This window comes from Gardnerella sp. KA01001 (assembly GCF_049244025.1).
GTDB classification, from domain to species: domain Bacteria; phylum Actinomycetota; class Actinomycetes; order Actinomycetales; family Bifidobacteriaceae; genus Bifidobacterium; species Bifidobacterium swidsinskii.
Genome location: NZ_CP058366.1, coordinates 188,209 through 203,172, shown reverse-complemented (window position 1 = coordinate 203,172; position 14,964 = coordinate 188,209). Strand labels below are relative to the sequence as shown.

At 41.8% G+C, this 14,964-nt stretch carries 10 protein-coding genes and 1 tRNA gene; 9 read left to right on the top strand and 2 right to left on the bottom strand.

Annotated elements, in window-relative coordinates; all coding sequences use genetic code 11:
* Positions 1-70: 70 nt before the first annotated feature.
* Entirely contained in the window at positions 71-1,984 is a 1,914-nt protein-coding gene (locus HXT59_RS00960) for a serine/threonine protein kinase (protein ID WP_012913797.1), read from the top strand.
* A 35-nt stretch (positions 1,985-2,019) separates the two neighbouring features.
* Positions 2,020-4,353 carry a hypothetical protein gene (locus HXT59_RS00955; protein ID WP_103013782.1) on the top strand — a complete coding sequence of 778 codons (2,334 nt, stop codon included), beginning with the start codon at positions 2,020-2,022 and terminating at the stop codon, positions 4,351-4,353.
* 89 nt (positions 4,354-4,442) lie between these two features.
* Here HXT59_RS00955 and HXT59_RS00950 read toward each other — a convergent pair.
* Together HXT59_RS00950 and HXT59_RS00945 are read right to left on the bottom strand one after the other, a co-directional pair.
* Positions 4,443-4,515, bottom strand: a tRNA-Ala gene (locus HXT59_RS00950).
* Between the two features lie 115 nt (positions 4,516-4,630).
* The gene (locus HXT59_RS00945; protein WP_004109778.1) at positions 4,631-5,317 is read right to left on the bottom strand and encodes a DedA family protein; all 687 of its coding nucleotides are present in this window, start codon (positions 5,315-5,317) and stop codon (positions 4,631-4,633) included.
* Positions 5,318-5,544: 227 nt separating this feature from the next.
* On the opposite strand from HXT59_RS00945, the gene HXT59_RS00940 reads away from it, so the two are divergent.
* The 7 genes from HXT59_RS00940 (at position 5,545) to HXT59_RS00910 (ending at position 14,951) form a co-directional block, all read left to right on the top strand.
* Positions 5,545-6,288: a hypothetical protein gene (locus HXT59_RS00940; protein WP_004109776.1), complete on the top strand. Its 744-nt coding sequence runs from the start codon at positions 5,545-5,547 to the stop codon at positions 6,286-6,288.
* A gap of 130 nt (positions 6,289-6,418) precedes the next feature.
* Entirely contained in the window at positions 6,419-6,688 is a 270-nt protein-coding gene (rpsO, locus tag HXT59_RS00935) for a 30S ribosomal protein S15 (protein ID WP_004109774.1), read from the top strand.
* Positions 6,689-7,033: 345 nt separating this feature from the next.
* Entirely contained in the window at positions 7,034-9,814 is a 2,781-nt protein-coding gene (locus HXT59_RS00930) for a polyribonucleotide nucleotidyltransferase (protein WP_004109771.1), read from the top strand.
* A 246-nt stretch (positions 9,815-10,060) separates the two neighbouring features.
* Entirely contained in the window at positions 10,061-10,924 is an 864-nt protein-coding gene (locus tag HXT59_RS00925) for an aldo/keto reductase (RefSeq protein ID WP_248893102.1), read from the top strand.
* Between the two features lie 14 nt (positions 10,925-10,938).
* The gene (locus tag HXT59_RS00920) at positions 10,939-11,904 is read left to right on the top strand and encodes a polyphenol oxidase family protein (protein WP_012913800.1); all 966 of its coding nucleotides are present in this window, start codon (positions 10,939-10,941) and stop codon (positions 11,902-11,904) included.
* A gap of 176 nt (positions 11,905-12,080) precedes the next feature.
* The gene (locus tag HXT59_RS00915; protein ID WP_033888563.1) at positions 12,081-13,505 is read left to right on the top strand and encodes a cell division protein; all 1,425 of its coding nucleotides are present in this window, start codon (positions 12,081-12,083) and stop codon (positions 13,503-13,505) included.
* A 111-nt stretch (positions 13,506-13,616) separates the two neighbouring features.
* Entirely contained in the window at positions 13,617-14,951 is a 1,335-nt protein-coding gene (locus HXT59_RS00910; protein WP_102155465.1) for a C1 family peptidase, read from the top strand.
* Positions 14,952-14,964 lie beyond the last annotated feature (13 nt).

Sequence of the window (14,964 nt, the reverse complement as noted above, 5' to 3'; positions counted from 1 at the left end):
CAATTACTCAAAAAATTAACTGAAATATTTGATGAGTAGTTGGAGTTTTCAATATTGCGGAGGCGTAACGATGGTTTGTGTAGGCGGACGCTATCAGCTGCTTGGTGAGCTGGGGCGTGGTGGCACTTCAACAGTGTTTCTTGCTGTTGACACCGTTTTGCACAAGCAATGGGCTGTTAAAGAAACGCTTCTGCAAGGAGACGAAGAGTATCAACGGCGTATTATTCAATCCTTACGTGCTGAAGCGAATGTTTTAAAGGAATGCGATCATCCAGCTATTCCGCGAATTGTTGATTTTTTTGAAGAAAATGGTAGAGCTTATGCTGTTCGCGATTATGTAAAGGGACGTTCTTTAAAATCTATTGTAGAAGAATCTGGATTGCAAAATGTTGAAACTGTTCTTGATTTAGGTATGCAACTTTGCTCAATACTTTCTTATTTACATTCGCATTATCCGCCAATTATATACGGTGATCTTAAGCCTTCTCAGGTTATGATTTCAGAAGATGGCACAGTCCGTTTGATTGATTTTGGTGCTGCAACGCAATTATATGCAAACGGGGGAGTGCTTGATTTGCGCACAATAGACCAGTGCGACGCGCGATTTGCTACTAATATTTTTACCGCTCCTGAAATTTTGAACGAAAACTCTGCAGCAACTACTTCAAGCGATGTGTATTCGATTGGAATGACATTGCGTTACGCATTATTACCAACTGAAGTGCCTAAAACAAACGTGCAATCTGCTGTACTATTGTCTCATGAGAATCGTGAAGTAGTAGAACAATTAGTGTCTGTGCTCGCAATAGCTACAGCTACTAAACCATCTCATAGATATAAAGATTGCGACGAAATGTTTTCTGCACTGGAAGCGTGTGAGCATACAGAAAAGCATTCGCAACAATGCGACACCTCTACGAATGTATTGCGACGCAAACAATGCAAAAATAGTTTTAAGCCTAGAAAAAAGCGCTATGCAATTACGGCATTAATTGTTGTAGTACTAGTTTTTATAGTAATTTTATTCAACTGCTTAGGTTTATTTGTTGGGAATGCTTTTGTAAATCGAAATAAGCAATCTTTTGATGGTGAGCCAAGTAGTAAAAGAATTGAGGAAATACGCAAAAATAATAAAAGCTACGATTCTTACATGCAATTAGCTGAGCGCGAAAGCAATTCGGATATTGCGTGTCGCTATATTTCTCATGCAATGCAAGTGCAAAATAGTATGATCAAGAAGAAATATATAAGCAAAATATCATTTAAACCTCTCCAAATTTTATTGCAAATTCAACTTGCAGATCAGCAATGGAGTGCCAACGAAGAGCAATGTTTTGTTGGTTTGATTAATAAATACGAGCAAAACTTGCGTCCTGTAAATAAAGATTGGTTGAATATTTCTATAGAAATAGGCAAAGCGTATTGGTACTATTTTGCAGGATTTTCTGGAAAAGTTTCACAAACAGAACGATTATCTCGTATGCGAGTAGCAAAAGTATGGTTCCAAGAGGCTCAAAAATATGAAAAAGATGCGAATAAAGCGTCTTCGCAAGCTGTAGAAACTAATTCTGATGGCATATCGCATACTGCTTCAAATCAAAAAATGTTAAGCGCGTACATCGCTATTTCTGACGCTTATGCGCAACTTGTTGATGTTTCTAAAGATTGTGCAAGCGTAGAAACGTATAAAAATTATGTGAATCAATTACAGCAGCTAATGCAAATTGTTGAGAAAGATCACGGAGACGTTTTATTTGTGGATACTGGAGAACTAGTTTTGCAATCAATTCATTCGTGGTTGCCGATGTTCCTAGAAAGCGGAGCCAGTAAACAAGAGATTCAGCAAATGTGCGACAAGGCAGAATATCTTCTTAAACAAGCGCATGCGTCAAATGATGAGGCTGTAAGTAGAAAGAAAAACGCAATCGATAGCGTCAAAAAAGTTCAAGACGAAATTAATCTAGCTTTTTTGCAAAAGAAATAAAAGAAATAAAAGGAATAATAAAAAGGAGGGAATAAATGTGTAAACAAAGAAATTTGGGGGATATGTGGTTTTTCAAGCGATTTAAATGCGGCTGCGCTCGCATTGGCGTTTATATTGGGATTATTGTATTTATTAGTGCTGCTATAGTTGTTGCATTATTGCCACTTAATTCTATTGCGTATGCAAAAAGCAGCTATAACGCAGCCAAAGGATTGCATATAGCAAATGTTTCTGTTATGACAAAACAGAAAACTGTTCGCACTCAAGGCGAGTACATGTTTACTAAACGTGCTGCTTCGCTACTTATAACTTTTGATGGATTGGACGCTTCGGAAATTAGGAACGCGCATAAAGCTACTGTTAGCGTTGGAAGATATCAAATAGTGAGTGCCAAAGTTGATTTAGCTAAGATTGAGGCGGTGTCGTCGCTAGTTAATATTCGTTATAAGATCCGACCTCGAGTATTAGGAATAGTAAGAGTTGAATTGCAAAAAGAAGGAATATACGATTTGCAAGATATCTCTATAAGACTTGCTGCTGTAACAATGCATCCTAAACGCATATGGGGAGGAGTTGACTCTAATTCTCATGTTTCAAAGCAAACTAACTATATTTCTAATGAAAGTAAACTTTCTGGCAACAAATTGCGCTCTCGTAAGCCAATATTAAGTATTCCTGATTCAGTTTTGAATGCTTCAGATTTAACAAAAGATAATTCTTATAGCAAGCGTCCAAGATATATTGTTATTGACAAAACTGCTCCTCGCTTGAGTGTTAGTTATGACAACAACGCATCGTATGAAGGCAAATATTTTCGTAATAATCGAGCTTCAAGAATATTAATACAGGATGATTCGTTCGTTTTCTCGTATTTGCTTCACGATTCTTATCCTATTGCGAAAGTTTTTGCTGATGGTAAGCAGGTTATGGTACTTACAGCTAAAAGCTTTAAAAACGATGGTGTGCATACAAACGTGTGGTATGCTGATGTTTCTTTTTCGGGGGATGCTTCTTGGGATGTTCGCTATTGTGTTGAAGATTTATCGGGTAATGCGAGTTCTTCTATCAGTAATAAATTCATTATTGATACGCTTTCGCCAACTGTTTCTATTACTGGAGTGCAACAAGGCGGAGCGTATTCTCATGCTGTAGTTCCAACATTAGTTATAAAAGATCGTTGGCTAAAACCTGCAAGCGTAACGTATTCGCTGAGAAGAATGCGATATGCTAAGGAATTGCGTTCTTTTGTGTCTAGAAAAGCTGATTCGCAAAGCGTAAGTGTGCAATACGTAGGTTTTTATAATGGAATTCAAGACGATGACGTATATCAGCTTCAGTGGAGTGCTAAAGATTTAGTAGATCATGTTATTTCTGGTAAGTTGCAATTTTCTATAAATAGAAGCGGTTCCTCATTTAGTATAGATAGTTCCACTAAAGCAATGAATCGTAAACAATTGCAAAATGCTAAAGATATTCATATTGAAGAACTCAATCCTAGCGGACTGGCAAGTCCTGCAAAAATTAGTGTTATGCAAGACGGTGTAGAGAAGATTTTATCAAAACAGGATTTTTCTGTAAACAGTCGCACAGATCGTGGCTGGCAACGATTGACTTACACTATTTTTAAACGGAATTTTGCCGATAACGCTCATTATCGTGTGCGCATTATGTCAGTAGACAAGGCAGGCAATCATTCTTGTAGCGAAAGTGCAGTTAGCAAAAAGGAAGGAATGTTGCAATTTGCACCAGCTTCCGTGCAATTTACAGTAGATAATCTTGCTCCAATCACAACAGTGTTTGATATGCAAAATAATTCTACTTATCGCACTAATAAAGAAGGAAAAATTTTACGTATTAGTGCAAAAGATAACATAGCATTGCAATATGTAACAATCGATGTTGATGGTAAAACAAATCGTATTTGGAGCGGTAAAGATGTGAATAAATCAGTTTTATCTACAAAACTAAAACCAGACGGTTTTACTCACGACGTATTAGTAAAAGCTGCAGATTATGCGGGAAATATAACAACTTTGCAATATAAAAATGTAAAAATTGTTTCTATTGCAAATAAGCTTGTAAAAAAATCTGAAGCAGATAAAAAATCTAAAAATAGCGAGAGTAAAGATGCTGATAGTTCTGATGATGGTTTAGATGATGATTCCGACAATAGCTCCGATAACGATGATTGGATAGCTCGTTCGCAAGTGAAAAAATCGGAAAAATCTTTTGAAAATGCTGATTCCTTTAAGCGAAAATCGGTAAATTATATAGAAATTGTGGCTTATATTGGCACTGGAATTATAGCAATTCTTTGTGCTGCATTAGGAATTAGCATTATTTTTAAAAAGAAAATTAACAATCAGTAAACTATTCTAATTAGTTTTGCTAGATTTGACAGGCATTGTGCGAGAAAAATAAAAAGCCCACTGCGGTGGAATGAATGCAGTGGGCTCAGTGGAGCTAATGGTAATCGAAACCACGACCTCTTCGATGCGAACGAAGCGCTCTACCAACTGAGCTATAGCCCCAATGTCTAAGACAAATCATCTTACGACAACTCTGCACACTGTACTACAAAGCTTGTATAAAAACAACATTTCTTGTAGTGCAGCGTGCTTGAGTGTCGTAAGTTAAAATACTAGTTTATTTGTTTTCTTTATTAAGTTTTGCTGCTTTCTTTGCTTTGTGCGCTTTGTATAAACCAATAAAAGTTGGCACAAGCGAGATAAGCAAAATTGCAACAATTACTAATTCAAAATTCTTCTGTACGAAATCAATCTTGCCGAAGAAATATCCAAGAAATGTGAAAAGCGACGACCAAACGAGACCGCCTAGTACAGAAAATGGTGTGAAGCGTATCCAACGCATTCCAGAAATTCCGGAGATGAACGGCATAAAAGTGCGTATGAATGGGAAGAATCTACCCAAGAATACTGCCAGCGGACCCCATTTATCAATCATTTTTTCGGTTTTTGCAACTCGTTCTGGAGTGAGCGCTTTTACTTTCCCGGATTCTACAATCTTTCGTCCGAAGAAATGACCAATAAAGTAATTGCACTGATCGCCAATAATTGGGGCTAGCCACACTACGGCAAGTAATAGTGGAAGTGGAAGCGCGCTATGACCTGTTTGAGCGTCAGGAGCTGCAAAAAACCCTGCTGCGAAAAGAAGTGAATCTCCTGGAAGGAATGGGAAGAATACTACGCCTGTTTCAATAAAAACAATGAGAAAAATAAGGCCTAATGCTGGAGCTGTGCCCATTGCAATCCAACTTGCAATAGCTGAGCGTGGATCCTTGAGTAGGTTAACAATAAAATGAATAAATCCCATAATGTCCTGTCATAAATTTTGCGTATTTAGTGACGCTTGTTAATTAAAAATCAAGCGAAACAACTGTTATTTTGAGCCTAGCAGTCGCCATAAACGGTTGACACTTTTTGTGCACACGCTATCAGTTAATTGCGTTATAACATACAATAATAGTTAGTAATGTAATGTTGCATGGTTAAAACTTGAGAAATTGCTTGGCAATTAAAGATGGGCAGGAGAAGTAACGTATGAAGTTAAATGATGAGCATGATGGTGAATATCCACAAAGTTTTGCTCCGCTAAAGCCTAGGAAACGTTCTGCTCGTGTAATCAATGCTAATGAAGTTTTAAAAAAGAATGATGATTCGAAAAGCAAAATTCCTGACGAATATGTAAACATTGGTTTGCCGGAAACAGACTTGTCGATTGCTGATTTTTCTCGTAAGCATTCTAATCCAAAGAATTGGTGGATTTATTTTGGCGTTCTGCTTGTCGCTATTGTTATTCCGTATTGGATTGGTCGCACTATGGCAGCTCGTCATACTTCGTGGGTTATTTCGCATTGCTCTGGATTATCTTCGCAAGGTGTTGTTTTTATTTCGTGGGTAATCACAGTGTCTGCTTTTACAAGTCTTGCTATGGCGTTGATTGACACTCATCGTTGGATTTGGCGGATAATGTTTGCTGTTTTTCTGGCTTTAGAACAACTTATTGCCGGATTATGCATGCTAAACATGAGCTTCTGGTATTCGACGTATGTGGTCTATGGTCATGCTTCAGGTTTAGCGAATGCGGCAAATCTTGGCATTATTTCTGCAGGTATTGGAGTAGCTGTATTTGCTGTCATTTTTGTTGGTTTGCTTGTCATTGTTCCTAAAACCTCGGCTTTGAATGTTCTTACGCGTAGTTGGGCGTCGTTCATAATGTTTTATGCAATTGAGGTTTTGGCAATTCTAGTTGTGTTATTTGGTGGCTTTATGACCGCAATGTAATATTTGGATTTTGCGAAAATAAGTTGTTTGCAAGTGGTTGTATGATAGAGACTTGGCGTGTAACGCCCGCGGATTGAGAGCGCTACAGCAGAAGGTTGTGGCACCGCGCAGTGATATTAAGGAGGACGCCGTGGCATTAACGGCTGAAGATAAGAAGAACATTATCAACGAATACGCGACGCACGAGGGTGACACGGGTTCCCCAGAAGTGCAGGTCGCTTTGCTTAGCAAGCGTATTGCTGACCTTACTGAGCACTTGAAGGAGCACAAGCACGATCATCATTCTCGTCGTGGCTTGTTGCTCATGGTTGGTGATCGTCGTCGTCTTCTCGATTACTTGAAGCGTGTTGACATCAACCGTTATCGTTCTTTGATTGAACGACTTGGCTTGCGTCGATAGTCTTGTAGCCCGGGCTTAGCTCGGGCTTTTGTATTCTTTGTGCTGTACGCAGGTACGTGTACGCATAAAAATTGTTCACATATTCACAGATTTGGGGTAAGTGTTGTGAACAATATTTAAAATTTATAACTAAAAAGAATTAACGAATAATTCAAAAAATAATTAAAGATTGATGTATAACTGAATACGGATGATTGAAGTAACCGAAACAAAAAACACTACGAAATATTGACGTAACGCAAGTGTTGCAAAGAGTGCAAATATTCGCATATAAGTAATAATGCGAAGTCGTCAATGTTATTACGCATGTTGGTTGATTAGGTAAGTTAAGAAAAGGAGGAACCCGTGGAGGGTCCCGAAATTAAGGCTGTAGAAGCCGTTATTGATAATGGTTCATTTGGTAAGCGTACGCTACGCTTTGAAACTGGTCGACTTGCTCAGCAAGCAGATGGTGCTGTTGCCGCATATTTGGATGACGATTCCATGATTTTGTCGACGACGACTGCAGGATCTAGTCCGAAGGAAAATTACGACTTCTTCCCATTAACTGTTGATGTGGAAGAAAAAATGTATGCTGCTGGAAAGATTCCAGGTTCGTTCTTCCGCCGTGAAGGTCGTCCTTCTAACGAAGCAACGTTGGCATGCCGTATTATTGATCGCCCGTTGCGTCCGTTGTTCCCACACACTTTACGTAACGAAGTGCAAGTTGTTGAAACAATTTTGGCAATTAATCCAGATGATGCTTACGATGTTATTGCTTTGAATGCGGCGTCTGCATCTACTATGATTTCTGGTTTGCCATTTGAGGGCCCAGTTTCTGGCGTTCGTTTGGCTTTGATTGATGGCCAGTGGGTTGCTTTCCCACGTTGGAGTGAGCGCGAGCGTGCAGTATTTGAGATTGTTGTGGCTGGTCGTGTGATTGAAAACGGCGATGTTGCTATTGCAATGATTGAGGCTGGTGCTGGTAAGAATGCTTGGAATTTGATTTACAATGATGGTCAAACCAAGCCAGATGAGCAAGTCGTAGCCGGAGGTTTGGAAGCTGCAAAGCCATTTATTAAGGTTATTTGCGATGCTCAAAATGAGTTGAAGCGTATTGCAGCTAAGGAAACTAAGGAATTCCAACTCTTCCCAGAATATACTGACGAACTTTATGCTCGTATTGACGAGATTGCTCATGCTGATTTGAATGAAGCTCTTTCTATTGCTGAAAAGCTTCCTCGTCAAGATCGCATCGCTGAAATTAAGGAAGGCGTGCGTGCTGCAATCGCTGAAGAATTCACTGATATGGACGAAGCCGAAAAGGAAAAGGAACTCGGCAATGCGTTTAAAGAATTGCAGCGTCAAATTGTTCGTCGTCGTATTTTGACTGAAGATTATCGTATTGATGGTCGTGGTTTGCGCGATATTCGTACGCTTTCTGCAGAAGTTGATGTTGTGCCTCGCGTACACGGTTCTGCACTTTTCCAGCGTGGTGAAACTCAGATTTTGGGTGTGACTACTTTGAATATGCTTAAGATGGAGCAGCAGGTTGATGCGCTTTCTGGTCCACAGACTAAGCGTTATATGCACAATTACGAAATGCCTCCATACTCCACTGGTGAAACTGGTCGCGTTGGTTCTCCAAAGCGTCGTGAAATTGGTCACGGTGCTTTAGCTGAGAAGGCTTTGGTTCCAGTTTTGCCAGGTCGCGAAGAGTTCCCATACGCTATTCGTCAGGTGTCTGAAGCTATTGGTTCTAACGGTTCTACTTCTATGGGTTCCGTTTGTGCTTCTACGCTTTCTTTGCTTGCTGCTGGCGTGCCTTTGAAGGCTCCAGTTGCTGGTATTGCTATGGGCTTAGTTTCTGGTGATGTTGATGGAAAGCATATCTTCAAGACTTTGACTGATATTCTCGGTGCAGAAGATGCATTTGGTGATATGGACTTCAAGGTTGCTGGTACTTCTGAATTCATCACTGCTTTGCAGCTCGATACGAAGCTTGATGGTATTCCAGCTGATATTTTAGCTGCCGCTTTGCAGCAGGCACATGAAGCTCGTGCAACGATTCTTGAAGTTATTAACGAATGCATTGATTGCCCAGCTGAGATGAGTCCATTCGCTCCACGCATTATTACAACCACAATTCCTGTAGACAAGATTGGTGAGGTAATTGGGCCTAAGGGCAAGATGATTAACCAAATTCAGGAAGAAACTGGTGCTGAAATCGCTATTGAAGATGACGGTACTGTTTACATTTCTTCTGAAGGCGGAGAAGCTGCTGAGAAAGCTAAGGGAATCATCGATTCTATTGCAAATCCTCGTGTGCCAAAAGCTGGTGAAACTTTCACAGGCAAGGTTGTTAAGACCACAAGCTTTGGAGCTTTTGTGAATTTGACTCCTGGAACTGACGGTTTGCTTCACATTTCACAGATTCGCAATTTAGCAAATGGTGAGCGCATTGACACTGTTGAAGATGTGCTGAAGGAAGGCGATAATGTTGAAGTTATCGTACAAAGCGTAGATGAGCGTGGCAAGATTTCTTTGGCTATTCCAGGTTTTGAAGATCAAGAATCTTCTGCTCCAGCAGTGCGTGAAAATCGTTCCCGCAGTTCTCGCGACGATCGCGATTCTCGTGACTCTCGTGGCGATTACCGTCGTTCTCGCCGTGACGATCGCGATAATCATGACCGTGCGGATCGTGCAGATCGCGATGAGCGTCCTCGTCGCCGCATGCGCGATGACCGTGACGATCGAGATCGCATGGATCGAAATGACCGATACATGGATCGCGATAACCGTTATGATGACCGCAACACTCGTCGAGACGACCGTCGTGCAGATCGTGCAGATCGCGATAACCGTTACAGCGATAACGATTTTGATGAGCGTCCTCGTCGCCGCGTGCGCGATGACCGTGACGATCGTTACGAAAATCGCGATGACCGTGACGATCGTGCAGATCGTGACGACCGTGAAGATCGCTCAAATCGTCGAGATTCAGAAAATCGTCGCGTATCTGATAGAAAGCCGCGTTATGCAGCTGATGACGATCACTATGACGAGTATCGTTCGGCTCGCGAAGAGCGCGCAGAGCGTCCTCGTCGCCGCGTGCGTCGCGATTTTGATCCATTTGAGGAAGATTAATTGCGCAAATAGTATTAAAGCAAAATTATTGCTAGATACTAAATAAAAATAAATATTCGTAGAAATGCCTTCAAGCTGCGTTTGCGTTTGGAGGCATTTCTTTTAGATAGCTATTTAAATGTTTTATGCAATCTGTGCAATAAAATAAAATATAAAAAGTAGTAAAATATTGTGACCGCGTAAAGTAGCGTAATGCAATAATAAATACTCACGAAAAATATAAAACTTACAAAATAGGGGTGAAATATGGTTATGCATCGCGCATTAGGTTCGTTTGATACAACCGCTATTGGTTTTGGCGAAATGCCATTGACAATAGAAAACAATCTTGGTCACGATATGGGAATTGAAACAATTCACGCAGCTCTTGATGCAGGTTGTACGCATATTGACACAGCTTGGGCATATTACTGCTCTGGTGGTGAAGAACAAACTGGCGAAAAGCTTGTTCGTGAGGCTTTAGAAAGCTGGAAAGGCGACAAATCTTCTATTTTGGTTGCTACTAAAGTCGGTCACTTCCGTAACTTTACTGACGGGCGACCAACGTGGGGTAAGGATGGTAAGCCAGAGCATTTGATTGCGCATGCCAAAGAGTCTGCAATGGCTCTAGGCGTTGACACTATTGACTTGCTTTACTTCCACAGGCCAGATCCAGAAGTTCCATACAATGAGTCTATTGAAGCAATGCAAGAGTTGCTTGATGAAGGTGTGGCTCGAGAAATCGGTATTTCTAACGCTTCTGTGGAGCAAATCGATATTGCGCGCAACATTTTAGGAGAAAAGCTAGTAGCAGTACAAAATCAATATTCTCCAGTTCATTTAGAGAATGAAGATACGTTGCAATATTGCGAAAAGCTTGGAATTGCTTTTGTTTGCTGGAGTCCATTAGGTGGATTCCGTCATCCTTATGACGAGCATCTTTTCGATCCATTCCGCAAAGTTGCCGAAAATCATAGCGTAAGCTATCAGCAAGTAGTTTTGGCTTGGGAGCTCGCTAAAGGCGATCACATATTTGTCATTCCTGGAGCTCACAGACCAGCTACAATTTTAGATAGTTTGAAAGCTTCCGATTTGCAATTAAGCAATGAAGAATTGGCTTATTTAGGCTGAAAGAAAACAATAAAATGCAAGAAACAAGCGTAACTGGTATGCCATTGCCTCACGAAGATGAGGACGGTACGCCAATTCCTGTAACCATTCCAGTGCCGTTAGGGTCTCGCACTCATGCAGTTTTTACTACTAGACTGGGTGGAATTTCTGAAGGTTCATTTGCTTCACTTAATTTAGGCGGACGCGCAGGAGATAGTGAGGAGGCTGTAGCAAGCAATCGCGCAGCTTTACAGAAAGCTTTGCAAGCAGACTTGTCGCTTGTTGCTCAAGTTCATAGCAGAGAAGTATTTGACGCAGATAGTGTAGTAGATTCATGGAATACTTCTTACGGCTTTGATGCAACAGGTTTTGCAGATTCGCAATTGAGAATTGAGGCGGATGCGCAAGTTTCAACTGCGTGCTCGCTTGCTTTAGGAATGTTTGCGGCAGATTGTTTGCCAGTTTTACTTGCGGACGACGAAGCTGGAGTAATCGCTGCAGCGCATTGTGGGCGAAAAGGATTGATGGCTGGCGTACTCGATGCTGTCATCGAAGCAATGTGCGAAAAGGGAGCTGAGCGTTCTCGTATAGAAGCAGTGCTCGGTCCGTGTATTTGTGGAGATTGCTACGAAGTTGGTGAGAGTATTGCGCGCGATTTTGAAAAACGTTATCCGCAAACTGTAACAAAAACGCGTTTCGGTGGAATTGGTATTGATATTGCTGAAGCTGCACGCATTGATTTAGCGATCGCAGGAGTTGCGAATATTGTTGACGCTTTGCCAAGAGTTACTGCAGCTACGCAATATTTGCAGGAAGATGAGGAATTGCGCACGATTTGCGAAGTAGATGGGGAAGGCGAGTCTTTGCCGGAACGTTTGCAAAATTTGCAAAACCCAATGTGCACTTTGGAAAATCCGCTATGGTATTCTCATCGACGTGCTAGTTTAGCTGGAAAATCGCATGAAGGTAGACTTCTTGCTTTAGTAATTCGCGACAAATAATCGCATATGCTATATAAACATTACTGTATTTGAGCTAGGTAGTAAGTGCAGTTGTGTGAGCTTAGCAAAAACGTGCGCAACACACGAGTGTTTTTTGCTTGTAAGTGATAGCGTTGATTCTGATGGTGTAGCACAGCGTTTTGTGCAGCTGTGTGGGGGCTTGTGAAAGGAATATTATGGTGGCTGATTTATTCCCAACCGCGTTGCGTGGGTACGATAAAGACAAGGTAAATGAAGCATTTGCAAACTATGAGCGTACTATTTCTCGTCTGCGTGAACAAGTGCGTTCAAGCGATGAATCAATTTTGCAATTACAAGCGCAATTGCAAGAAGAAAAAAATAATGTAAAACGTGCAAAAAGCGGAAATACTTTTGCATCCTTAGGTGCAAATGCGCAGCAATTGCTGGCATCTGCAGAGCAGACTAGTTCTCAATTGCTTGAGCGCGCTAAGCAAGATGCTGCATCAATTAAAAAGAATGCACAAGCACAAGCTGGAACTTTGCTGAACAATGCAAAACTGGATGCTGCACATTTAATGCAAGAAGCACAAACTAAAGCAGACACAATGCTTTCCAATGCCACGCAAAAGTCGACACAACTTATGCAAGCTGCACAAGAAGATTCTGCACGTTTGCGCGATACTACTGCTAAAGATGTGCAAGCTCAAAAAGACGCTGCAGAATTAGCTTTACAAAACACTCAAGAAGAACATACGAAGCGCATGGCTTCTGAGCGCGCTCAGCAAGAAAGCAGCATTTCGCAACTTAAGTCGGAAGCTGCGCAAAAAATTGCTGAGCAGCGTGCGGCTGCAAACGAAGAGATTGCACGTGCTAAAGCTGAAACAAACGATCAGATTGAATCTGCTCTTGCAGAAGCAAATAAAAAGCTTGCTGATATGCGCGAACACGCTTCGAAGATGATGGCTGACGCACAGCGCAAAGCTGGCGAAATTACGGATGCTGCTGCTGCTAAAGCTCAAGAAATTGCAGATGATGCTCAAGTTGAACGCACGCGTACGTTAAGCCAAGTTAGTGCAGAAGTTGAGCAGATTCGAGCAGATATTGCTGCTCAACAGGAGGAAGCTACAAAGAAAGTCAATGCCTTGCTTTCTGGTTTGAAAGAGAAAGAAAGAGCAGCTCAGGAAGAAGCAGATGCTTTGGTTGCTCGCGCAAAAACTGTTCATCAAGAAGCTGACGAATATGCAGCGCAAACGCATCAGGCTGCGGATAGTCAGGCTGCTGATATTGTGCGCAAAGCTATGCAGGAAGCAACTGCTCAGGTTGAAGAGCGTAGAGCTGCAGCGCAGCAAGAGCTTGATGGCATGACGACTCGATTAACCCAATTGCAGCATCGTGAGGCAACTATTACGCAGCGCGTTACGGAATTGCGTTCGCTGTTTGCGAATGCTTTCTCTGGATTTGATTTTGGGGATGCTCAACAAAACCAACAAGTTGCGCAAGCTTCTGACGATAATGAGGATTCGTCGGATGCTCAATCTTCTGCAGATGCGAAGCAGGCTCAGCGAGATGTTCAAGCTGCGTTGGCTGAATCTGAAGAAGCTAACGAGTCTCAAGAAGACCAAGACACAGATAATCAATAAAGAAAATATTGTAAAATTTGTAGATTGGCTTAAACATCGTACGCTAGAATGTGCTGGTATTTGAATAAATATTTGAAATAAATATTGATAATTAATAGGAAAGGTAGCATTGTGACTGAAATCACTGCTCTAACTGATGAAAAATTACAAGGTTTGCGTGAGGATTTTGACGCAAATCCTTTAAACCGTTTAGCTATGAATGGTGTGACTGCTGCTGGTATTGACAAAGTCGCGCGTAATTATGATCGTGCGCGCTTATTGCAGCGTCGTTTTTCTACCATTGTTGACAACGGAGATGCAACACATCAGGATCGTTCTGGCCGTTGCTGGCTGTTTAGCTCGTTGAACGTGGCTCGTTTCATTGCGAAGAAATCCCTTGGATTGAAGGAATTTGAGTTTTCTCAAAACTACGCAATGTACTACGACAAGCTTGAGCGAATTAACTACTTCTTGAAGGATGTTGCTGCTTTGGTGCGTGCAGGTGAGCCTTCAGATTCTCGCTTGATTCAGCATTTGTTGCATGACGTTATGGGCGATGGCGGCCAGTGGACCATGGCTATGAACGTTTACAAGAAGTATGGTGCTGTTCCTAAGGATTTGTTCCCAGAAACTGCTTCTTCTAAGAATACTGGTGCTATGAATACGCAGTTGCGTGCGCTTTTGCATACTGCTGTTGCTCATATGTATGCGAATGCCACTGAAATTGATGAGATTATTGCGGATGCTACTGCTGCAGGTCACAGGATTTTGACAATTCACTTGGGTGAGCCACCTAAGAGCTTCGATTGGGAGTGGACTGATAGCGACGGCAAGTTCCATCGCGATGGTGAGATTACGCCAGTTGAGTTCTGGAAGAAATACGTGAATGCTGGTCTTGAGGATTATGTGTGCTTGGTTGACGATCCTCGCGCTGAACATCCTAAGGGCAAGAAGATTGCTATTGAGCACTTGGGTAATGTTGCTGGCGGAGACGCAACCGAGTATTTGAACGTGCCAAACCAGTTTATGAAGGATTGCGTGCGTAAGATTTTGGTTGAGAAGGGCATTCCAGTGTGGTTTGGTGCCGATTGCCATCCTATGATGGATCGCGAGAATGGCGCTTGGGCTCCTGATTTGTTCGAGTATGGTCGCGTTTATGGCGTTGATTTTGATTTGGATAAGGAAGCGCGTGTGCGTTTTGCTGATTCTGCAATGAATCACGCTATGGCTTTTGCTGGTGTGGATGTTGCTGATGATGGTACGACTACTCGTCGTTGGCGCGTAGAGAACTCTTGGGGCACTGATATTGCAGATAAGGGTTACTTTACGATGAGTGACGATTGGTTCACTGAGTACGTGTATGAAGTTGCAGTGCCGAAGAATCTGCTTCCGGAAGAATATCGCAAAGCCCTAGAAGAACCAGCAATCGTATTACCGGCATGGGATCCAATGGGCGCTTTGGCTTAGCTTAAGCGCATTG